23 protein-coding genes are annotated in these 22,696 nt (G+C 41.0%); 4 read left to right on the top strand and 19 right to left on the bottom strand.

Annotated elements, in window-relative coordinates:
- Nucleotides 1–58: 58 nt before the first annotated feature.
- The 8 genes from soxB to IMZ28_RS08635 form a co-directional block, all read right to left on the bottom strand.
- Nucleotides 59–1,831, bottom strand: coding sequence for a thiosulfohydrolase SoxB (gene soxB / locus IMZ28_RS08600; protein ID WP_197548163.1), 1,773 nt, complete (start codon nt 1,829–1,831; stop codon nt 59–61).
- 9 nt (nt 1,832–1,840) lie between these two features.
- The gene (soxA, locus tag IMZ28_RS08605) at nt 1,841–2,602 is read right to left on the bottom strand and encodes a sulfur oxidation c-type cytochrome SoxA (RefSeq protein WP_197548164.1); all 762 of its coding nucleotides are present in this window, start codon (nt 2,600–2,602) and stop codon (nt 1,841–1,843) included.
- A 3-nt stretch (nt 2,603–2,605) separates the two neighbouring features.
- Entirely contained in the window at nt 2,606–2,950 is a 345-nt protein-coding gene (gene soxZ, locus IMZ28_RS08610) for a thiosulfate oxidation carrier complex protein SoxZ (RefSeq protein ID WP_197548165.1), read from the bottom strand.
- A gap of 52 nt (nt 2,951–3,002) precedes the next feature.
- Nucleotides 3,003–3,470 carry a thiosulfate oxidation carrier protein SoxY gene (gene soxY, locus IMZ28_RS08615; protein ID WP_197548166.1) on the bottom strand — a complete coding sequence of 156 codons (468 nt, stop codon included), beginning with the start codon at nt 3,468–3,470 and terminating at the stop codon, nt 3,003–3,005.
- Nucleotides 3,471–3,487: 17 nt separating this feature from the next.
- On the bottom strand, nt 3,488–4,063 hold the full coding sequence (soxX, locus tag IMZ28_RS08620) for a sulfur oxidation c-type cytochrome SoxX (RefSeq protein ID WP_197548167.1): 576 nt from the start codon (nt 4,061–4,063) through the stop codon (nt 3,488–3,490).
- 92 nt (nt 4,064–4,155) lie between these two features.
- Nucleotides 4,156–5,310, bottom strand: coding sequence for a sensor histidine kinase (locus tag IMZ28_RS08625; protein WP_197548168.1), 1,155 nt, complete (start codon nt 5,308–5,310; stop codon nt 4,156–4,158).
- A complete protein-coding gene (locus IMZ28_RS08630) occupies nt 5,300–5,959 on the bottom strand; it encodes a response regulator transcription factor (RefSeq protein WP_197548169.1) in 660 nt (219 codons plus the stop codon). The genes IMZ28_RS08625 and IMZ28_RS08630 overlap by 11 nt, the downstream gene beginning before the upstream one ends.
- The gene (locus IMZ28_RS08635) at nt 5,956–7,053 is read right to left on the bottom strand and encodes a hypothetical protein (RefSeq protein ID WP_232087459.1); all 1,098 of its coding nucleotides are present in this window, start codon (nt 7,051–7,053) and stop codon (nt 5,956–5,958) included. Before IMZ28_RS08635 ends, IMZ28_RS08630 begins: the two co-directional genes overlap by 4 nt.
- A gap of 139 nt (nt 7,054–7,192) precedes the next feature.
- Here IMZ28_RS08635 and IMZ28_RS08640 point away from each other — a divergent pair, with 139 nt between their 5' ends.
- The 3 genes from IMZ28_RS08640 (at nt 7,193) to IMZ28_RS08650 (ending at nt 9,840) form a co-directional block, all read left to right on the top strand.
- Entirely contained in the window at nt 7,193–7,657 is a 465-nt protein-coding gene (locus IMZ28_RS08640; RefSeq protein WP_197548171.1) for a DsrE family protein, read from the top strand.
- Between the two features lie 337 nt (nt 7,658–7,994).
- A complete protein-coding gene (locus IMZ28_RS08645) occupies nt 7,995–8,651 on the top strand; it encodes a response regulator transcription factor (RefSeq protein ID WP_197548172.1) in 657 nt (218 codons plus the stop codon).
- Nucleotides 8,644–9,840, top strand: coding sequence for an ArsS family sensor histidine kinase (locus IMZ28_RS08650; protein WP_197548173.1), 1,197 nt, complete (start codon nt 8,644–8,646; stop codon nt 9,838–9,840). Before IMZ28_RS08645 ends, IMZ28_RS08650 begins: the two co-directional genes overlap by 8 nt.
- A gap of 38 nt (nt 9,841–9,878) precedes the next feature.
- Here the strand turns inward: IMZ28_RS08650 and IMZ28_RS08655 are convergent, their stop codons facing one another.
- The gene (locus IMZ28_RS08655) at nt 9,879–11,228 is read right to left on the bottom strand and encodes a class II 3-deoxy-7-phosphoheptulonate synthase (protein ID WP_197548174.1); all 1,350 of its coding nucleotides are present in this window, start codon (nt 11,226–11,228) and stop codon (nt 9,879–9,881) included.
- Nucleotides 11,229–11,498: 270 nt separating this feature from the next.
- Nucleotides 11,499–12,218 carry a carboxy-S-adenosyl-L-methionine synthase CmoA gene (gene cmoA, locus IMZ28_RS08660; protein WP_232087460.1) on the bottom strand — a complete coding sequence of 240 codons (720 nt, stop codon included), beginning with the start codon at nt 12,216–12,218 and terminating at the stop codon, nt 11,499–11,501.
- A gap of 255 nt (nt 12,219–12,473) precedes the next feature.
- Here cmoA and IMZ28_RS08665 point away from each other — a divergent pair, with 255 nt between their 5' ends.
- On the top strand, nt 12,474–14,282 hold the full coding sequence (locus tag IMZ28_RS08665; protein ID WP_197548176.1) for a diguanylate cyclase domain-containing protein: 1,809 nt from the start codon (nt 12,474–12,476) through the stop codon (nt 14,280–14,282).
- Here IMZ28_RS08665 and IMZ28_RS08670 read toward each other — a convergent pair.
- From IMZ28_RS08670 to IMZ28_RS08710, 9 genes are all read right to left on the bottom strand, one after another.
- Entirely contained in the window at nt 14,279–15,094 is an 816-nt protein-coding gene (locus IMZ28_RS08670; protein ID WP_197548177.1) for a bifunctional riboflavin kinase/FAD synthetase, read from the bottom strand. The genes IMZ28_RS08665 and IMZ28_RS08670 overlap by 4 nt on opposite strands.
- A gap of 20 nt (nt 15,095–15,114) precedes the next feature.
- The gene (gene tlyA, locus IMZ28_RS08675) at nt 15,115–15,834 is read right to left on the bottom strand and encodes a 23S rRNA (cytidine-2'-O)-methyltransferase TlyA (protein ID WP_197548178.1); all 720 of its coding nucleotides are present in this window, start codon (nt 15,832–15,834) and stop codon (nt 15,115–15,117) included.
- 107 nt (nt 15,835–15,941) lie between these two features.
- Complete coding sequence (gene ligA, locus IMZ28_RS08680) at nt 15,942–17,888, bottom strand: NAD-dependent DNA ligase LigA (RefSeq protein WP_197548179.1); 1,947 nt, start codon at nt 17,886–17,888, stop codon at nt 15,942–15,944.
- An 89-nt stretch (nt 17,889–17,977) separates the two neighbouring features.
- Complete coding sequence (folP, locus tag IMZ28_RS08685; RefSeq protein WP_197548180.1) at nt 17,978–19,120, bottom strand: dihydropteroate synthase; 1,143 nt, start codon at nt 19,118–19,120, stop codon at nt 17,978–17,980.
- A 4-nt stretch (nt 19,121–19,124) separates the two neighbouring features.
- Nucleotides 19,125–19,640, bottom strand: coding sequence for a DUF805 domain-containing protein (locus tag IMZ28_RS08690; protein ID WP_197548181.1), 516 nt, complete (start codon nt 19,638–19,640; stop codon nt 19,125–19,127).
- Nucleotides 19,641–19,713: 73 nt separating this feature from the next.
- Nucleotides 19,714–20,340 (bottom strand): DNA polymerase III subunit delta', encoded by a 627-nt coding sequence (locus tag IMZ28_RS08695; protein WP_197548182.1) that lies wholly within the window; start codon nt 20,338–20,340, stop codon nt 19,714–19,716.
- 1 nt (nt 20,341) lies between these two features.
- Nucleotides 20,342–20,887, bottom strand: a complete 546-nt coding sequence (locus IMZ28_RS08700; protein WP_197548183.1) for a HobA family DNA replication regulator — start codon at nt 20,885–20,887, stop codon at nt 20,342–20,344.
- Between the two features lie 16 nt (nt 20,888–20,903).
- A complete protein-coding gene (locus tag IMZ28_RS08705) occupies nt 20,904–22,109 on the bottom strand; it encodes an aspartate kinase (RefSeq protein WP_197548184.1) in 1,206 nt (401 codons plus the stop codon).
- Between the two features lie 2 nt (nt 22,110–22,111).
- Complete coding sequence (locus IMZ28_RS08710; protein WP_197548185.1) at nt 22,112–22,585, bottom strand: RNA pyrophosphohydrolase; 474 nt, start codon at nt 22,583–22,585, stop codon at nt 22,112–22,114.
- Nucleotides 22,586–22,696: the final 111 nt, after the last annotated feature.

Here is a 22,696-nt window from a genome sequence, read left to right on the forward strand (position 1 = left end):
GGTAGACTTTCAACGATCTTTAGGCTAAGACGAGGCACGGTTTTTTAATGTTGCTGTATTAGCACCTGGCACCTTTTTGAGGACATCCACAATCATAGTCCAATACTTTTACATTTGACTTCATACTGATATTCACAACTTTTTGTTTACGAATATAGTTACTTACAACCTCATAGACTGCCGGGGTCTTCGTCGAGAGGTTTTCTCCTGCATTTTGCAAGTTTCCACCCCATGATGAGACCCTATATGTTTTTTTCAGATCGATCGGTTTACCTCCTATCTTGAAGTCAGAAATACGTTTTCCAGAAGGGGCAGTGATGTTAATACTGTAACTTGCACCTGTTAAACGACTCATATCACCACCCTGTTGAAGCAGTGGATTTTCATTAAAAACATTATCCGCTATGTCTTCCATCAGGTTTGCGATCACTTCCCCCTTAAGCTCAAACGTATAGACTTCAGGGTAAGTAATAGCTGTCATCTCATAGACATTGTCCTTGAGTATTTTGTCACCCGGCAAGAGGGTTGTTCCCCATCTGTATCCGGGCGTAAAAACAATATCACTACCCATCTCTGCTTGTATTGCCTGGCCGATGAGTGCATCAAATGTAGAGTAGAAAGTGTCTCTTTTATAAAGGAGTCCTTTGGTCGTACCCAGCACTTCATTAAGCTCTTTATCAAATGGTGCATATACTTTAGCCACTAATTCTTCTCCGGCTTTATCGGCGGGTATTAGATTCGAAGCAACAGGCATAAGTTTAAAATTATACCCTTCGACTTTCCTGTTTTTGATATCGATATCCAGCCTGCCTATGTATTTACCATGACTTCCCGCTATCAGAATGACTGTATCATTCACAATGATCGGTTTCGGGCTGGGGTCATGCGTATGTCCGCTCAAAATAAAGTCAACACCTTTTACTTTCTTTGCCAACTCCTGGTCAACAGAGAAGCCATCATGACTCAGTACAACAATACAGTCTACTTTTTTCTCATTGCGCAGTTCGTCAACGAACTTCTGAAGTGATTCATGTCTCAGTGCAAAACTCCAACCTTCAGTAAACTTTTTAGGGTTTGCCGTAGAGGTGAACGGAAAAGACTGGCCAATAATACCAATTTTCGCTCCACCTACCTCTTTGATGGTATATGGAGGAAATATCAACTCCTCAAAGTCATCAGAGAAAGGATCATTATCTATCACATTTTGGGAGATGAATTCACCGTCAAGCATCTTGATAAGCTCCATGACACGCTCTTTCCCGTAAGTAAACTCCCAGTGACCGACCATTACATCCACACCCAGATAGTTCTGTGCTTCCACGATCGCCGCACCGTCAGTTTTGAGGGCTACTGCCGTTCCCTGCCAGGTATCACCACTATCCAAAAGAAGGACATTCTCTTCACCTCTTTCTTTTTTAACATAATCAATGATCGGTTTCATATGAGCGATCCCACCCATCTTTCCAAACTTCTTGGCAAGTATTTCAAAGTTATTATGTGTATCAAAATACTGGTCTAATGATCCCGGTTCAATCCCATAATAACGTTCAAAACTATCTCCACAGATAAAACCCGGTGTTCCTACCAGGTTTTTGGCAGAGATCAGAGTAGAAGGCTCCCTCCAGTAGAGTGGTTTGATATGCGCATGAAGATCACATATATGCAACAGAGTTGCTTTACCTTTTGCCTCAAAATCCACAATATCTGAAAAACTGAGTTTTTTGATACGCTCTTTACCGGCTTCACCTGCAAAAAGATTTGTTCCTCCAGTTGCCCCCAACAATCCCAATGCTGCCGCAATCTGAAGAAAATCTCGTCTATTAATATCCATCTTGGCCCCTTATCGTTTTAAACCGGGAATGGCAATTTGTTTTTTGTGATCCTGTGCCAGTTTCGTCACATATACCTCAAGACCTACCATCTCTTTGGATCCTATAGGGATCACTTTAAGCAATGCATTTTTCATACATCCCTGAAATCGTCTCTGAAGAGTTCTCAGACTGGATTTGGTCATACGGTAAGCCGGCCATGTTGCACCTGCACCCACCGCACCGAGATCCGGCAAAGGCTGCGTCCTGAGTACCATACCTACAATATCTTTACTGTGACAGGAATTACAGGAAAGTCCTCTTCCTCCTCTTGGTGTCATAAAGGTCTTTTTACCCAGTTCATAAGCTTCTTTTTCATGAGGCTCACTCAAATCTATATTCGGCACCTCTTCATTTGCCAATGATTTGACATATGCCAGCATTGAGAACATTTTTTTATCTTTGAGTTTTGTGATCTTTTTACCCTGCTCTGCCTGCATCGCCTGCATCACCTGATCCAATCCGACAACATTTCCAAGTTTTTTAACATATTTTGGGAACGTAGCGATCTCTTTAGGCAGATCATTCTCACTCACACCCAAAAACTTTGCCAGTGCAGCATCTCCGCCCAACTCCTCTTCAAGTATCTCACCACCCTCTTCTACAAAAATATCAGCAGGGTTGTTTTCCAACATCTCTTTATACATCGCTCTGTCTGCATCACTCATCGCAAACTGATCACCTGCAGTTGCCATGGTAAGCAAAAGAGCTAACGGTAATATAACTCTTTTCATTACTTATCCTTTTGGCTTAAGTTTTTTACTCTTGGAGTTCTTCTCGCCTGTGTTGTCTGTATAGTCAACTGTGATCTTTCCTTTTCCCGGTACTTTGAAATTCACTGAAAAGTATGGATTTGTCGAAACTGTTTCCCATACCTTCATTGTAGTAAATGGTTTACCGTTAAAACTGAATGTAATATTGTCTATATAGTGTGCAGGTTTGATCTCACCTGTTTTCTTGTCTTTTACCAAACCTGTATCCATGGGATGGATAACAATAAAGTCTACCTTTACAATATCACCTACCTTATACTTCTTTGGTTTAATTTTTATCATTGATTTTCGTGCTTCTTTTTCTGCCATCTGTTATCCTTTAGTTTTTATATCGCTTCTATAAATATAAGATTGACTCAAATCAACCACATCCACCGATCGTTACTTTGACACTTTTCCCTGCTTTAATGAATGTGCCATCACTTAATTCTACCAAGCCGACAACCTCTTGTGTACCGCCAAGTTTTACTCTTGTTGCAAAGTAACCTTTGCCGTTTTCCGGTGTAAGCATTACATCTGCACATCTGGCATTGCCGTTTTTTGTGTTCAGTACATGGATCGCTTTAACATAGTTTCCCTCTTCCATAGGATGGTCAACTTCTACCTTTACCGGAACAACTGCTCCGTTCTCTGCGATCTCTGGTACAGTTAATTTAACTTTCTTGCTCTCTTTTACCTCTTTACCGCCCGTGATCGCTTCAACAGCTGCTTCATAGGTGAGGTCATTAGGACCTTTTTTCTTTGCTTTTTCTTGCGCCATCAATACTGCGGGTGTCGCAGCTACCGCCGATACTGCCATCACACTTTTAATAAAATTTCTTCTTTTCATTCTTTACTTTCCTTTTATTACTTTTTCTTTTTTTCAGCCACTACGTATGATGTAAGATCACATATTTCTCGTTCATTGAAGAGCTTAGTGGTCAAATTAACTGTCATATGTGTATTTGGATTATCGATCCTGGGATCAGCAATCTTCTGAAATACAAACTGATGGTCCCTTATTTTCGTATCAATGAACATTGCTTTGTAACCTGTCAGGTCCGGACCTATGTTCCCCCCTCCAACAGCACCTTCAATATTATGACAGGCAACACAGTTACCGTACTGTTTAGGCTTTTTTTTGACTTTACCGTCTTTGCCTTTCTGTTCAATGAATTTTACCAACCCTTTAGGTGGCTTCTTTTTTGCCTTTTTACCATTAAGATTATGGAAAATATACTCTCCTCTTGCAATCGCCTCCGCATCTGTTGTAACACATCCTTCAGGCATAGTATATTTCGTAGGTTCAGCAAGTTTGTCTTTTTCGATCAGTTTGCTTGCATCCGGCATTTCATATGCTTTGGTCAGATCTACTGCACTTACCAGTGATGTTGATGAAATCAACATAGCGGCAATAGTAACAAGTTTGATTCTTTTTTGCATTCACACTCCTTTATCATATAATTTCAAGAGCCATCTTAACAAAGAAGTGTAAAAAAATTGTAAAAAACTGAATAGACTGTTATAAAGAAGTTTTATTTTGGTAAAAAAGTGTAAGTAAAAGTAGTGCCATGGCCGGGTGTAGAGCTTACATCTAACAGGATGTCCTCTTCATCAATGATCTGTTTAACAATATTCAGGCCGATTCCAAAACCGCCTTTGGCTTCATTTTCTCTATAGTATCGGGAAAATATCTTCTTTACATTTTTGATACCTACACCTTGGTCTTTTACCTCAAAGATAATATTTTCATTTTTTATTTTCAAAATAATATCGACTTGTGTATTGTCATGACTGTATTTGATCGCATTGGAAATTGTATTATCAACAATACGTTGCAGTTTCGTTTTAGAGCACTTGTATATCACACCATTTTCAATATCGGTCTTCAAAATAATATTTTTCATGTTGGCAATCTCCTGGAAATAGTCTACTCTGTTCTGAATGAACTCTCCAAAATCCATTAGCTCTTTTTTATACTCTACCCGTCCCTGCTTAATAAGGTAATCCATGTCATTATAAATGGTCGCAAGTGTTTTTGAAGCAGATTTAATACGCCACAGGTATTTATTTTCTCCATACTTGTTGGCAAAAAGATCTGCATTGAGATTAATAATACTTAATGGCGTATTGATTTCATGCATAGAGTCTTTGATAAAGTTATCCAGCTGGGTATTGAGTTTTTCAAAGGGTGCAGAAAAATTTTTCAGCAACAAAAGTGAAAAGATAAATAATGCACCAACTATAGCTACCATCACGGACAAAGCAAAAAGGTAAATATAGCTTGCTGTATGGTTTGTCTCAACCAGAAGATAACTTGCACCAAAATAGTAACCGGGCGGGAGCGGATAAATATAGTAGTATCGACTGCCTTCATGATGAAAGCCTTCTGTAAAGGAGGTTAGCTCAAAATCGGAGGTAGAAAATATCTTCTGATACTTATCGTCAAGAAGTGCGGCTTTATACTCTTTATATCTGGGAAAGTTGTAAACTTTGTCACTGTTCTTGTACTTCTGCATGGAGACAATGATCTTTTTAGCCTGGGACTCCAGAGCAAGTTTCACTTTCGCCTCATCTATCTGCAGCAAGAGCGCTATATAAGTAATAAGAGGTACAATCAGCAATACAGCAAGTACAGCCGTATAGATCAATGCATATTTTCGGGCGAACTTCTTAGGATCAAAGATCAATACTGTATCCTACACCACGAATATTTTTAATGAAATCATGTTTGAGTTTCTTACGTAAACCTCCCACCTGTACCCGTATATTTGTCGGGTCTATCCACTCGCCCCACACCTCTTCCCAGAACATTTCATAGCTTACTACATTTCCTCTCTGTTTGATAAGAAGCTCCAGTATTTTTGCTTCTGTCTTTGCAAGCAAGATATCTTCTTTTTCAAAAGAGAGTTTCATTCTCTTAAGATCATACCTGTAGCCAAAAGGAAGTTCTATACATTCATCCGGAGAGGAGAAACAGTACATCTTAATAACCTGTTCCATACGCAGTTTGAGTTCGGCAAGATCAAAAGGTTTACGTATATAGTCACATGCTCCACACTCATACCCACGACTTAAGTCCTCTATATCCGTTAAAGACGTAATGAAAATAGCCGGTATCTTTACCCCCTCTTTTCTAAGCATTTCAAGCATTTCAAAACCGCTCTGCTCCCCCAATACTTTCACATCCAGAAGAAGCAAATCGTATACAGTTTCATAAATAGCATCATAAGCCTCTTCAGAGTGGGAATAACAATTCACTTCATAGCCACTCTCTTCCAGGAACTCCTGCATACTCAAAGCCAGCATTGACTCATCTTCTAAAATAAGTATTTTCATTTTATCACTCCGATCTTCTTCTCATTATGTTCATTTGAGAGTATAATATCTATAAGCTCTTCTTTACTATACTCTCCAAGTATCTCTTTCGCTTCAGCTTCAAATTCTACCTTATCCTCTTTATTTAATCTCGGAAGAAGTTCGATCAACTCCTTGTCATACCTGTTTCTAAAACTGCCGAACGGGTGAACCCATGATGCTACGACATTCTCTATATCCTCATCCGAGAATTGTGTAAAAAATGAAATACTTTGATTCTCTCTTTCATATTTTTCCAATGCGCTGCCTGGCAGAACAAGTAAATATACTCCGATTTTATCTCCCCTTCCATTATACATCGGCTCCAGCGAATAAAGTGTTTCAGAATCATAAAGATAACTCTTTTGGATAAGCCTATCCCAGTCTATCTCTTTTACTCTATCTATCATTTGATGATTATAGTTCTGGTTAGCCACAACATAACCATGGATCATAGGAAAATCACGCATCAATTCAGCTTGCTCAAGATAACGTTCATCCATAAGAGCAAAGAGTTCTATCCCCTTTTTACGCAGCTTGGCTGCAAATTCATCAATAAGCTTGATCACTTCCAAATACCCTAGCAACTTATTACCGCTGCGTATAGGTATTGTTGCTTTAAAAGTAAGTAGTCTACCTGTTTCCATCCCTACTTTAGGCTGCTTGTTCTCTTTAAAGATCCCAAGATCATCTCGAAACCACCAAATCGGCATCCCTTCAAAACCCTTGTTCCAACTGCGTGCAAAAATAAAGAAGTCTGGAGAAAGTACCTGGATGCGCAGAGATTTAAGATGCGTATACTTTTTAAACCGTTGCGTGATTTTACTCAGGATTCTATATCCTTTGGACTCATCCTCTGATATGAGTGCATTCTTAAGTTCACCATCTTCAGAAAGTGCCAAAGAAAAAGAGAGAAGATCCACCATTTCATAGGAAAGCCCTGCTCTGAAATTGCTTACAACATGATCACTTAGACTCTCCAGCCTGTCTTCTTTGTTTTGTCTTGCAAAGAAAAAGATGGAAACAAGAAGTATGACCAATACAAAAAAAGTAATTAATAAAAATATTTTATTCATATATCTCATACTTGAATGCTACGAAACAAAGACTATATTTAGGCTTAACTCTAAAAAGTTGAAATAAAATTACACTGTTTTACGCTTTTTTTACATTCTTCTGATACTATAAAATAATTTTATTTCATGAAGGATATTAATGCAAAAAATTATTATTGTATTACTTTTTACTCTAGGTTTTCTCCAGGCAGAAGAAGAAACAGCCAAGGTTGTATATGATCTGACCACTAAAGATCTAAAAACATTTGAACGAAAAATACTTCAAGGTGTTGTTGCCAATAAAATTCACTATGAGAGTCAATTAAAGGAATTGGAGGTAACCGTAGTTATTCATGGTGGTGCATACAGGTTTTTTACCAAAGATCCTGGTAATTCTCTTTTCAAAAATGATACAGCACTTATGGAAAACTACAGAATACTGGCTAAGCGTATAGACTCTTTGATCAAAACCTATGACGTAGAATTTCTTATGTGCGGTGCAGCCATGGTGAAAAATAAACTGCAGGCAAAAGATGTCTACAGTTTTGTTAAAATTATTCCCAATTCCACCATAGGACTCATAGACAAACAAAATGAAGGCTATGCATATATTCCTGTAAATTAAAAATTATCTGTTATTTGACATCAATTAACTTAATAAGCTTATAATATTACCGTACCAATTAAATACCTCAATCTTTGATGCTGCAATTTCGTTCACAGACAAGGCAGATTTTCGCAGGACTAGCCGGAGGCTAATTCAAGAAAATCTAACGCCGTATGTGGGCGAAAGTGCTGCACCCTTCGGGGAGAACGATACGAGACAACCTGCACGCAAAAAAATCTTTGAATTACCTACGGGTAGTCCTTCAGATTTTTTCACGCACATCTTGCCTCGTCTCGTTCTCTCAAAGTTTGAGGTATTTGGTTGGTGTGGTAATAAAGCAAAAAAGGACAAGAAGATGATCAATATCCTGATGATAGAAGATGATCCCGAATTCGCAGAACTGCTCAGTGAATACCTTTCCCAGTTTGATATCAAGATCACCAATTATGAAGATCCTTTTCTGGGTCTGAGCGCAGGTGTAAAAAAATTTGATCTGGTAATCCTTGATCTTACCCTTCCGGGAATGGACGGATTGGAAGTATGTGAAGAGTTGGTACGCAAATACGATATCCCTGTTATTATCTCTTCAGCACGCAGTGATATCAATGACAAAGTACAGAGCTTTGAACTGGGTGCCTATGACTATCTGCCAAAGCCGTATGATCCTAAAGAGATGTATGCACGTATTATGGCGATCCTCAACCGGGTTAATAGAGAAGAGGGAAAAGGGAGTAGTGCAACACCCAAAAGTGACTTCGAGATCAGAGGGGATACTATCTACTACAAAGGGGAAGCGCTCAACCTGACCCCTGCGGAGTTCGAAGTCCTCTCCCTGCTTGTCAAAAACCAGGGGATCACCCAGTCACGAGAACAGATCATCAACTCTTCCGCAACCATGAGTATCGACTCACAGGGGAAAAGCCTGGATGTGATCATCTCCAAGATACGCTCCAAACTTGGCGATAACAAACGTATTCAGGCCGTTCGCGGTGTAGGATACAAACTTGTTTAACCACTTCTCTTCCCTACGCAGCAAAATCAAGCTGGTATTCTCTATTACACTGCTGCTTCTTGCTATCCTCTTTATCGGTTCGATCAAATACGACTATGCCAAATATGATGAGCTCAATGAAGCCAGAGAACGTGCCATCTCCCACTATCTTTATCACTATTATCTTAAAACAGGCAAGATCGATGAGGCATACCTTGAATCCCAAAATGTCTCACTTATCAAAGACAAAGCCAAAGTCATACAGATAGAACGTTACTTTAAAGAAAAAGGAAAATATAAAAAATATGCTGTTGATACCTTTAGGCTCCAACGTATCATTCTCATTAACAATGACCGATTCAAACTCTTTTTGGAAAACAAGAACAGACCAAAATATCCTTTAAAAAGAATCGCCGTCTTCACCATAGTTTTTCTACTGATCATTTTACTCTACTTCTGGGTCATACGCAGTCTGCGTCCGCTTTCAGAACTCAAAAACAAGATTAAAACCTTTTCAGAAGGGAACCTCAACATTCAATGTGCCAGTGACAAACATGATGAGATCGCAGAAGTCGCCAACGAGTTCGACCATGCCGTCAATATGATACGGGAACTGCTTCAGTCACGCCAACTCTTTTTACGTGCTATCATGCATGAGCTAAAGACTCCTATCGCCAAAGGGCGGCTAATGAGTGAGATGCTTCCTGATGAAAAGAGCAAACAAAGGATGCATAGTATCTTCGAACGTCTCAATCTGCTTATCGATGAATTTGCAAAAATAGAGAAGATCACCTCAAAGAACTTCAAACTGAAACTCAAACCTTATAAAATGAGTGATCTGGTAGAAGCAAGTATCGATCTGCTTATGGTTGAGAACCCCGGCCGACTTGTCAGTATAGAGATAAAGAAAGACTATATTGTCAAATCCGATTTTGAACTTTTTACATTAGTCGTAAAAAATCTTCTGGATAATGCGCTCAAGTACTCTACAGACAAACATGTCATCGTAGTGATCGACAGTGATCATCTCGATATCATTAACAAAGGTGAAGCACTGAAGGAACCGTTGGAAGAGTATTTCAAACCTTTCCATACCTCAAAAGGCGGATTGGGACTGGGACTCTATATCGTCAAGAGTATTTTGGATATTCATAAAATGACATTAGCCTATCGATATGAAGAAGGCAAAAATATCTTTACAGTAAGATAGTGTATTGGGTATTGTCACATGACAACACCCAACAAAAGCTATTTCTCCGAATCAGAGATCGTATCGGAAATCATAAAGGCAAGTTCCAGTGCCTGAGAAGCATTGAGTCTCGGATCACACTGGGTATGGTAACGGCTTGCCAATCCTTCAGCAGTAATGGCACATGAGGTACTTCCGGTACACTCGGTTACATCGTTCCCTGTCATCTCAAGATGGATACCTGCTGCAATGGTTCCCATCTCTTTATGGATTTTGAAAAACTGTTCTACCTCGGAGAGTATATTTGCAAAGTCTCTGGTTTTGAATCCTGTAGATGATTTTTCCACATTCCCGTGCATCGGGTCGATCGTCCAAACCACATTCTTTCCTGCATCTTTGACCTTTTTCAAAAGTGGCGGGAAGTAGTCGGAGATTTTGTCAGCACCCATACGGACAATGAGATTCAATCTCCCCTCCTCATTCTCAGGGTTGAGTGCATCGATGAGTTCAATAAGCTCATCTTCTTCCATGCTTGGTCCTACCTTACATCCGATCGGGTTGTCAATCCCCCTGAAGTACTCAATATGCGCTTCATTGAGATCACGTGTTCTGTCCCCGATCCAAAGCATGTGTGCCGAACAGTCATACCATTTACCGGTCTCGGAATCCTTACGTGTCAACGCCTGCTCATAGTTCAAAAGCAACGCTTCGTGTGAAGTATAGAGTGTTGTCTGGTGCAACTGCGGCAGGCTCTTGCTTGTCAGTCCGCATGCTGCCATGAACTTCATCGCATGATCGATCTTGTCGCTGAGTTCATCATAACGCTGCCCGAGAGGATTACCTTTGATAAAATCGAGGTTCCACTGATGTACTTTGTTCAGATCTGCCAACCCGCCTCTGGCAAATGCACGAAGCAGATTGAGTGTTGCAGCAGACTGATTGTAGGCTTTGAGCATATTCTCAGGATTTGGGATACGTGCTTCTTCGGTGAACTCGATAGAGTTAATAATATCACCACGGTAACTCGGAAGCTTCACACCATCTTTCTCTTCAAAATCAGATGATCTGGGCTTGGCAAACTGTCCCGCAATACGCCCTACTTTTACTACCGGTTTTCCGGTAGAATACATTAGAACCATATTCATCTGGAGCATCAGTTTGAAAAGGTTTTTAATGGTTGCGGCACTAAAGTCGGAAAAACTTTCGGCACAGTCTCCCCCCTGAAGCAAAAAGGCTTCACCACGGCCTGCAGCCGCAAGTTTCTCTTTTAATCTGCGTGCTTCACCTGCAAAAATAAGCGGAGGGTAGGAGCTGAGCTCCTTTTCTACTTCTTCAAGTGCTTTTCTATCCGGATAGGTTGGTTGTTGCTTGATGGGAAAATCTCTCCAGCTGCTCGGTGTCCAACTCATATGATACTTCCTTAAAAATAAATTGCAAAGATTATATCTGAAAAACAATGAAATATAGTACTTAATACCATTAAATCCTGAATTTTATGTTAACTTTTTTAAAATTTATTCACATTTCACCCGGTGAATAAGCAGTGAATAACTCATATTAAATAATGCAACCCTGTATTTAGGGGCAAAATCCAATATATACTTTTCACATAGTGAATAAAGAGTGAATAACTCATATTAAATAATGCAACCCGTATTTAGGGAGAGAGTAGAGAGGTGTTACTTTTTGGCTACAAATGTAACAAAGTTCGCCCACTGAAAAATCGTATTGATCTGTCTGAACCCTGCCTCTTTACACATATGTATATTCTCTTCAACGGTAAAGGGGATCAGTACATTTTCCAACGCTTCACGCTTCTGCGCAATCTCATATTCACTGTAACCCTGCTCTTTCTTATAGGCATAGTATATGTCTATCATCTGTTTATCCAGCTTCTTGTCCTCAAAAACAACTTTTTCGGAGAAAATGAATACACCATCCTCTTTAAGTCCGTCATGGATCTTTCTTACAAGCTCCATACGCTGCATCGGGCGAATAAACTGCAGTGTATAGTTGGCAACAATAATATCCTCCTGCTTAAAATCGTATGTAAGCATATCGGCCAGCTCCAATGAAATATCCGCACCAAAAGCTTGGCATTTCTGCTCTGCACGCTCCAGCATGGCAGGAGAGTTGTCCAATCCTTTAAGCTCCATTCTTGCATCCATTTTACTGTGCAGATCCAACAGGAATTTTGCAGTAGAAAAACCAAGATCAAGTATCTTCTTGCCCTCTTCCTGTTCAGCCAGTATCAGATCAATAATCAGCTTTCGGACTTCATCATAAAAAGGAACGGAACGACTCAGCATATCGTCAAAAACCGAAGCGACTGCCTGATCAAATTCAAATTTTTTCTCTATAGGTTTTGAAAATACTTTATCTTTGTCTTTTTTATTCACTTCTTTTCCTCTCATTCATTGCAGGGAGCCTTATAGATTTGGGATTTTAACATATTTTTACATTCCAACAGTTTTTTTTAACGGATTTAAAATATTAATAGATTAAACTAATAGTAATAATTCATCTTACTTCTATTTTTTATAAAAAGAGGATAAATTAGTACAATTTCATTAATTTAAAGAAACAAATCAAAGAAAAATATTATAATATAGTAAGATACTATATAAACAAAACAAATAAAATGGACAGGAATGGTGCAACAACTTACAGTACTCGTTGTAGATGACGACCGTATTACTACTGCCATACTCTCTAGCATGCTTGATAAGTATGCAGACAACGTTATCGTCGCTTCCAATGGGGAAGAAGGATTGAGCCTCTTCAAAAAGTATCAACCCGAGATTGTACTCACAGATATCAATATGCCGCGTATGGGCGGCTTGGAAATGGTTGAAGAGATACGTAAACTCGATGAGCATGTAAAGATAGCGATTTTCACCAATTTTGAGAACAGGGATATCCTTCTGCAGGCGATCAAATTCGGGGTCAACCAGTTCTTCTCCAAACCTTTTGAAGCCAAAGTATTCGCACAAGTCATCCAGCCACTCTGTGATGATGCACTGGAAAAAAAACGTATCCGTGCCGAACTGAAACGCCAACAGAACATTCTGCATGCCATCAATGAGATGGCTTACAACTTTCTACGGCAACCTGACTGGCAAACGGCACTCTACAAGGAACTTTTTCTAATCAAGCAAGCATCTGAAACCTCTGCGGTATTCATCTATGAAAATGATGAAACGCATGAGTCTGCCAAACGCCTCTTTGCTATTACAAGTGTTCCCAAAGTAAGAGGCAAAAAATATATTCACTATAAAAAACATCACTTGATGCGATGGAAAAAAAAGCTCCAGAAAGGTGAGTTTGTCAATGGATGTATGAAGGACTATGACCGTTCGAAACAGCGTATTCTCCAAGCGTTCAAAATCGATTCTCTCTTAATACTGCCCATTTTCGTTAATGACTACTGGTGGGGATTTCTGGGTATAGGTAACAGTGACCGGCAGGAACTTACCGATACGGATATTGAAATGCTCAGTACTGTCTCTTCCATTATCGGTTCTGCTATCAATAACAAACAGAACCTGCAGTCACTTGAAATGTCCTCTGCTGTTTTTGAACATACCATGGATGGAGTGCTTATTACCAATGCAGAGAACCGTATCGTCCATGTCAATGATTCTTTTGTAGCAATTACAGGCTATCAGCCCAGAGAGGCCATTGGGAAAAATCCAAAACTGTTAAAATCCGGTACACATGACAAATATTTTTACAAACAGATGTGGGAACAGCTCAATAAGAACGGTTACTGGCAGGGAGAGATCACAAACCGTAAAAAAAACGGTGAGATCTATATCGAGTGGCTCAGTATCAATACTATATGTAATGACAAAGGAGAGATAGAGAACTTCATTGGTATCTTTTCAGATGTTACACATCAACGTCAAGATGCACAGAACCATGCTTATCTTGCAACACACGATCCCTTAACCGGTCTTTCCAACAGACTGCTGCTTAATGACCGTCTTGAACATGCCATCAACCATGCAAACCGCTTTGACAAATGTATTGCGGTTATCTTCTGTGATCTTGACAACTTCAAGCCGATCAACGATACTTATGGTCACTCAGTAGGTGATGAGATACTCAAAGGAGTAGCCGAATCCTTTAAAGATATTCTGAGAAAAGAAGACACCATCTGTCGTTTCGGCGGAGATGAATTCGTTATTTTGATTGAAGAACTGAAAAGTTTCGACTATCTTGAAAATATACTTGAGAAGATACAGAATATTTCCCGTACCTCTTTTGTGATTGAAGGACATCCTCTTAGTGTGGGTATGAGTATCGGTGCGGCACTCTATCCTAATGACGGAGCGACTCCGGAAGAGCTTTTAAAACGTGCTGACAGTGCTATGTACAAGGCAAAAAAAAGTGGTAAAAAGAGTATTCCCCACTTTCAGAAAGATCCGGTGATCTGCGATTCAAAACCTTATACTGTCTAACAGAACCCCTCTAAGAGTTTTTTACCTACTTCAATATCTTCAAATATCTGCAGCTTTAACTCTTTTAGTGTATCAAATTTCTGATTCTCTCGTATAAATGCATGAAACTCTACCCATATATCTCCATTGATATCATACTCCAGTGCCTGATCTAATATATGAGTTTCTACAGCAAATGAGCCATCCGTTGTTGCACGATATCCGAGAAATGTCACACTCTTGAACCATTTTCCTCCAACTTTTGTGCGGGTAGCATAAACCCCTTCCGTCGGAAGCTGGTAGTGTATCACCCTCAAATTAAGTGTCGGTACCAGTGATTTTTCACCGATACCCTGACCGGATACTCTTTGGCCGTCAATCCGGTATTTTCTTCCGAGAAGATGATTCACCATCATAATATTGCCTTCTCTGAGATATTGTCTGATCGTACGTGAATGCACAGAGGTCCCATCATAGGTAATCTCCGGTATGATCACTACTTCTTTGTGGAAAAGGTCCGTCAAAACCGATACATCTCCTACCTTCTCTTTACCAAAGGAGAAGTCATATCCTACCACAATCTTTTCCAAAGCAGGAAAATCCTCTTCCAGTTTTGCCACAAACGCTTCAGGGGTAAGTGAGCGTATCTTGTCAAAATGGTAGAAATAGCAAGGTTTATCAGTATAGAACGTACGCTTGTATCCCGGTGTCAGATACCCGCCATTTCGTTCAATGACCACAACTGCTTCGGCACGATCAATGAGTGCTTTATGTGCAATATGAATACCGTCGAACGATCCGATGGCAATAGATTTTATGCTGTTTGAATACATCGATTTTTAATTTCTCATTTTTAATTTCTGACTTTCACAAAGTGGTACAGATACTCCAGATTACCCTCTTTGCCTGCTACTTTTGACTCGCTTTGGTACTGAAGCTCCCAGCCAAGCTTTGCTGTTTCTGCCTCAAATGTCTCTCTACGTCTGGAAATAGCATCGAGATCCCGAACAACTCCTTTACTGTCACGCTTTACCTCTTTACCCACTTCAAACTGCGGTTTGTAAAGAATGATGATATCGGTTCGGCTTTGTGCTAAACGGTCAATATCGGAGATGATCTGTAAAATAGAGATAAAAGAGACATCACAGGTAATCAGTTCAAAAGACCTTTCACTCTGAAATTCACGAATATCTGTCGCTTCATGCAGAGATATCCTCTCCTCCTTCCTCAAAGAGATGTGCAACTGGTCACTCCCGACATCTACACAGTCAAGTGAAGCTACCCCATTCTCCAGAACAATCTGTGCGAATCCTCCTGTACTCGAACCGATATCGAGTGCGCGCTTACCCTGCAGATCAAGTGGATATTCCGAGAAAAAACTCTCCAGCTTACGTGCCGCACGGCTAACATAGAATTTTTCTTCGGCTACTTCCACGACAGAGTTCTCATCGATCCCGGCTGAAGGTTTTGCTTTTTTCCCGTTCACTGTCACCCTCCCTGCTTTAATAGCCTCTAAAGCACGGTTACGGCTCTCAAAATAACCCTCTTCTACCAAATATTTATCCAATCTCATTTTCTGAATATCCTGAAATTCTCTACAATTCTGTATCTTCCAAGCACGTCCTCTTCTTTTACTCCAGTACCGACGTTATGGGTAATCAGCAGTTTTTTAATATACATTTACAGCATTTTCCTCATCTCATCTTCTGTAAGTGTAGTCACCCCCAGGCTCTCTGCTTTGGTCAATTTGCTTCCTGCATCCTCACCATAGATCACATAGTCCGTTTTCTTACTGACTGAACTGCTGACTTTTGCACCGCGACTTTCAAGAAGCTCTTTTATTTTTCCCCGGCTCTCACTCATTGTTCCGGTCAATACCACACTCTTTCCTTTAAACGGATTCTCCTCCGCTTCGACCTTCTCTTCTACAGTTGGCTGTACTACTTCAAAGAGTTTCAGTACCTTCTCTCTGTTGACCCGCATAAACTCCAGCAATGAATTGGCCATCTCTTCACCGATACCGTCAATAGCAACAATCTCATCAAAAGTTGCGTCAACAATATCCAGTCCAAACTCCAGTGCCAATGCTTTACTTGCCACTTCTCCAATATGTTCAATACCCATGGCCGAAATGAGCCGGTGCAGTGGTGCACCTTTGGTCGCAGCAATAGCGCCCAGCAGGTTGTTGATCTTTTTCTCTTTAAAGCCTTCAAGGTCGGCAAGATCCTCATAAGTCAGTCTGTACAGGTCAAGAATATCGTGTATCTTCCCCTCCTTGACCAGCTGTTCGACAATTTTACTTCCAAGCCCGTCAATATCCATACAGCCTTTTTTTGCAAAATGGATGATGGAGTTAACCACACGGTCGGGACATTCAAGGTTCTGACACTTGATAAGTGCTCCTTCATCAAGCAGTTCCGAGCCACAGGTAGGACAGTACGTCGGCCTCTTTACCGGTATCTCTTCACCTGTTCTTCTATCCTCCAGTACTTTGATGATCTTGGGAATGACATCACCGCTTCGAATGATGATCACATAATCACCTATACGAATATCTTTACGCTCTATTTCATCAAAGTTATGCAATGTCGCACGGCTTACTATCGCCCCTTCAATATTGACCGGCTCAATTTCTGCTACAGGCGTGATGACTCCTGTACGCCCTACCTGCAAGGTAATATCCAGCAGCTTTGTCACCTTTTCAATAGCCGGAAACTTGTAGGCACACATCCATTTGGGGAACTTCACCGTATAACCAAGCTCCTCCTGTTTTTCTATCTCGTCAACTTTGATGACCATCCCATCCATCATCATAGGTATCTCATCACGTTTTGAGATGAGGAATTGGTAAAATATCTCTATCTCCTCCAGTGTAGTACACTCTTTACTGTAGGGCGGTTTCAAAAATCCTTGTGCATAGATAAAATCCATTTTTTCCGAAAGCTTTGTCTGAGACAGAGTATTCTCACCAATCCCCCAAGGATAAAAAACCAGTCTTCTTTTGGCTGTAATAGAAGAGTCCAACTGTCTTAAACTCCCTGCTGCTGCATTTCTTGGATTGGCGAAAGGAGTTTCCCCCTCTTCGAGACGTTCCCGGTTGATTGCCTCGAAGTCATCTTTTCGAATCACTACTTCCCCGCGTATTTCGATAAGCCCCTTATACTCTATGCTCAGAGGAACAGAGCGGATGGTACGCACATTGTCCGTTACCTCTTCACCAACCACTCCGTCTCCACGGGTAATAGCACGTTTCAGCTTCCCCTCCTCATACAGGAGATTCATACTTGCACCATCAAATTTAGGCTCGCAGAAATACTCACATCTGCCGACATTCTTCTCAACACGTTCCAGCCATTCGCGTACCTCATCCTTGGTAAAGACATCCTCCATACTCCACATACGCCTAATATGTCTGGCTTTGGTAAACTCTTCACGTACCACTCCGCCCACACGTTGTGTCGGGGAGTCTTCACGCAGATGCTCAGGATGTGCTGTTTCATAATCCAGTACTTCATGATAAAGCCTGTCATACTCATCATCACTCGCTACAGGATTATCCTCTACATAGTAGGCATGTGCCCACTTTTTCAAAAGATCTACACTGTTATTGTATTGTTCTTGTGTCATGTTCATGCTGTCCATCTGGGAGAGAGATTGTTTGCGTATTCTACCATCTTATGGTTTATATCACCTGCATCTGTTTATCTAAAAAAACTTCATTGCCGCAGTACTTCCCAAACGGCCATAGCCTGCCTGTGCTCTGCCACATCATGACAACGCACAATATTCGCTCCCTCTTCCACTGCTTTAAGGTGGATTGCCAATGTACCGGGAAGTCTTGCTTCTGTTGGTGCAGGAATAATCTTGTCTATCATCGACTTTCTGCTTGCACCCACCAGTACTTCACATCCAAAATGTGTAAAGTGCTCCATATTTCTAATGAGTGTCAGATTATGCTCCAGTGTTTTTCCAAAACCGATCCCTACATCCAGAATAATATCCTCACGTTTCATACCCATAGCTTCACATTTTTCAATGCGTTCTTCAAAAAATGTACTTACCTCTGCCGTCACATCTTCGTAGTGTGGATTTTTTTGCATCGTTTTCGGTGACCCCTGCATATGCATAATACAAAGTTTGGCATCATGTTCAAGCACCAGCTTGACAATTTCCCTGTTGTCCGCTCCGGTAATATCATTCACTATCGTAAAACCGCTTCTCAGTGCATACTCCACTACAGAAGGAGTATAACTGTCAACACTGAATGTTACTCTCTCATCAAGCCTGTTTCGGATGATCAGATCACAGATAGGCTTGATCCGTTCCAGTTCGACAGATTCACTGACCGTCTCTGAACCCGGACGAGAGGAGACCGCACCGATATCAATAATATCAGCACCCTCTTCTATCATTTTCTCGATACGTACAATAGCATCCTCTGCCACAAAACGGCTGCCGGCATAAAAGCTGTCCTCATTGGCATTGATGATCCCCATGATCTGCAGAGGAAAAATCTTGGGAGAGAGAAACTTTTGAAGTTCCTGAGCAACTGTTTTCAGACCAAAAGGCTGTGCAAGCTCTTTACGGGAAAGTATCTCCATATGTTTGCGTGTACCAATCAGGATACAGTCATACGTAGGTTGTTCACAAAGAATCACTCCTCCGGGAACCGCAAGCTCTGCCCCGATACTCAATGCATCCTGCTTAAGAATATTCGCAGCAGGTGTTTTAAGCTCCTTGATGTAGAAGTAAAGAAGCTCCATCTTCTTTACCATGATCTCTATACCCCCACTCTCTACACCAAGTGCTTTAAGTGCTGCTTTTTTATCAGTAACTGTTCCAAGTCTGTAAAGTTTCATACTGCTAACCGCGTTTATTGAAAGTATCACTCGGAATCAAGATCAGACAGAGAAAAACTGCCAGATCAAACAGATGTACTACTATACTTGCCTCGGTAGCATTGGCTGCAAGTGCTGCAGAAGTGCCTTCAGCTGTCGAGACCACTGCCGTATTCACTTCCATCTGCTGTGCAGGGAAAAGAATATTAAGCAGCATGGAAACCGCTATCATGCCCAATATGGTCCAGAATGCGGGCAGGCCCATGTCTCTGACACGTTTTGCCAGAATATTCACTTGTGCTACCATACCGCTTAAGAGAAACAACAGTGTACATATAATTGCAAGGAGACCAAACTTTTCAAACATAAAAGCCTGAGCTGACATCAGGTCTGTATCCAGTAAATTGACTGAAGCACCGACTGCCAGGACTATTCCGAATATTACGGAAAACATCAATACCATCAGTAGAATATGATACCCCAGATAGGGAAGACGTTTCAATCTTCCCTCACCCCACTCACCAAAATAGACGTTTAACATTTTATTTCCTTTTCTGCAGGAGAAACTACATTATAGTATAAGTGGCATAATGAAAGATAGCGTTACTGGATATTCAGCGTTTTTTTCTTGCCAACAATTTAAGCAGCAGTGTCGTCAACACAAATTGCGGAGGAGAACCGACGTCCAGTGCAATGAATGCATTGGAAAAAAGTGTCAATGTTTTCTCATCAAGATCAAATTGCTCTGAACGTATTGCTTCTTTTCCGATACATTCGATAAGCTGCTTCATTTTTTTTGTCTCAGTCCGCTTATGTGCCTGAATAAAATCATATACATTTCCCAGTCCCAGTTGCCCTACATCCAGCCCCAGTGCTTCTTCTTCGACCTCTTCTGAAAGCACCTTGACAGGAAGACGGGAACGGATTGTAGCAAGAATAGTTGCCTTACTCTGTGTAATAAGAATAAACTCTTTTTTAGGGGGCGGCTCTTCAATCACTTTTAAGAGTTTGTTCTGCACAATGGGAGAGAAGCTCCTGGCTGCCAGGATGATCACTGTCGTCTCTTCGCTGGCCATATAGGCTTTTTCTATGGCAAGTTTGGCATCTTCAACTTTGAAGGTATCATCTTTTGGGTCGAGCTTGACTATCTCTACAAAACGCTCACTCTTTTGCAAAGATTTCAGTATTTCAATTGTATGGAGGATATTACTGCTGATAAGCACCTGGCTTGTCAATTTCACATCAGGACTCAAGATCAAGGTCTCCAAAGAGTGCTTCAGAAAGTGTCTTGTCAAAAAGCTTGTAGAGCTGCAGCAGCTTTATATCAAGCATCTCATCACTGCTGCGAAGTAGAAAACTGTTCTCTACCTCTTCATCCATGATCCAGAGAAAACTGTCATTACAACGGTAGGCGAATTTGGTAAAAGGGTGATCGCCCTTTCCGATATACCAGATAAAATATCCGTTCGGATAAGAGATGTCGAGCATATCTTCAAGCAGCTGCAGCTCCTGTGTTGAAGAGAATGTACCGATACCCGGGACCATCTCTTCCATCGGAAAGACTGGTAAAAGCGGTCGGCTCTTCTGCAATACATTGACATTCTCAAGGATATACCTGCCAAACCATTTTCGGGGAACATCGGTCAATAACAGAACACTTTTCCCCTCCAGTATCTGACTTACAGCATTCTTGGCCAGAGGTGCCCACTCATAGCGGTACTCTTCCATCCATGAAAAACAATCTTCATCACGAATGGTTTCCAGTGTCCACTTTAAGAGTTGCTGCATGGATAACCTCTAATCTCTACTTATCAAGCTCATAGGCTTCATGAAGCGTACGGATCGCAAGTTCACCATATTTTTCATCTATAATCATCGATACCTTGATCTCTGACGTGGAGATCATCTGTATATTGATATTGTTCGCTGCAAGTGCCTTGAAAGCCGTTGCCGCTACGCCTGAATGTGATTTCATACCGACACCTACTACCGAGACTTTGCAGACATGTTCATCATAATCCATCCCGCCAATATCATGATCAAAACTCTCCATAAGACGTTTGGCATTCTCAAGCTCGCTTTGAGGTACTGTAAAGCCCAGATTGGTCGAGCCGTCCGTACCAACATTCTGTATGATCATATCAACATTGATATTCGCATCAGCCAATGCCGTAAAAATCTCTGCAGCAATGCCCGGTCTGTCCGAAACCCCTCTAAGTGTCACTCTTGCCTGGTTCTTGTCCAGAACCACACCGCTTACCAAAACCGCTTCCATAATATTACTCTCCTCTGTGATTAATGTTCCTTCATTGTCTGTAAAGCTGCTCTTTGCATAGAGCCTGACACCCAGCTTCTTTGCCAATTCAACAGAACGGTTCTGTAAAACCTTTGCTCCAAGACTTGACATCTCAAGCATCTCATCATAAGAGATGATATCCAGCTTTTTTGCATTGGGCTCAATGCGGGGATCGGTCGTATAGATACCGTCCACATCCGAATAGATCTCACACTGGTCTGCTTTCAACGCACCCGCAAGTGCTACTGCAGAAAGATCGGACCCTCCGCGTCCCAGCGTAGTGACCGAACCATCTTTGTTAACTCCCTGAAAACCGGCAACAATCACGATCTTGCCTTGATCGATCGCATTCTGCATCGCTGCAGGATTGATCGATTCAATACGTGCATAAGTATGGAGATCATCTGTTACGATCCCTGCCTGCCGACCTGTCATCGCTACAGCATCATATCCCTTGGACTGAAGTGCAATAGAGAGTAATGCTGCTGTTACACGTTCACCCGAACTGAGCAGCATATCCATCTCTTTTTTTGCAGGATTTTTTGTAAAATGTTCGGCATAACTGATGAGCTTGTTCGTCTCCCCGCTCATCGCCGAAACAACCACAACCAAATCCTTCCCTTCATCTCTGGCTTTAGCTACACGGTTGGCAACATTTTCTATACGATCCAAATCTCCGACACTTGTACCACCGTATTTCTGTACTACTAACATAACTAAATCAATCCTTCCTGAATAAAATAATCAATCACTCTGCGGTAAACTTTTCGTTTAAAATAGGTCACTTTCCTGAACAGCTCTTCATACTCTACAAATTCATACTCTTCAAATTCCGGTATCTCGAATGCTTGTAGATCGATCTTGGCCTCTTCTTTGAGACGGACCAGAAAATACTTCTGTGTCTGTCCGTCATAAGGATAGCATTTTCCCCTTGCCACACTTGGAAAATCATAGGTGATCCACTCCGGGAATTCCCCCAGAATCTCTACATCGTTACAGCCGATCTCTTCTAACAATTCTCGATGCAGCGCCTCCCTTGGAGTCTCACCTTCATCAATACCCCCTTGCGGGAATTGCCATGCATTTTTAATATCGCTTCTGTGAGCAACAAAAAATTCACACTTTTCCGGATACTTTGAAGAGAGTATGACAGCTGCAACATTTGGGCGATAACGCTTTTTATTTTGCATACTAAACACTCATCTTCGGTAATTTTTTAAAAATGAAGCCTCCTGAATCAAGACTTCGACAATTTCTCTGGAATTTCTGATATTATTCTATCTAAAATACGATTACAGCCA

Source organism: Sulfurovum indicum (assembly GCF_014931715.1).
Classification (GTDB): Bacteria; Campylobacterota; Campylobacteria; order Campylobacterales; family Sulfurovaceae; genus Sulfurovum; species Sulfurovum indicum.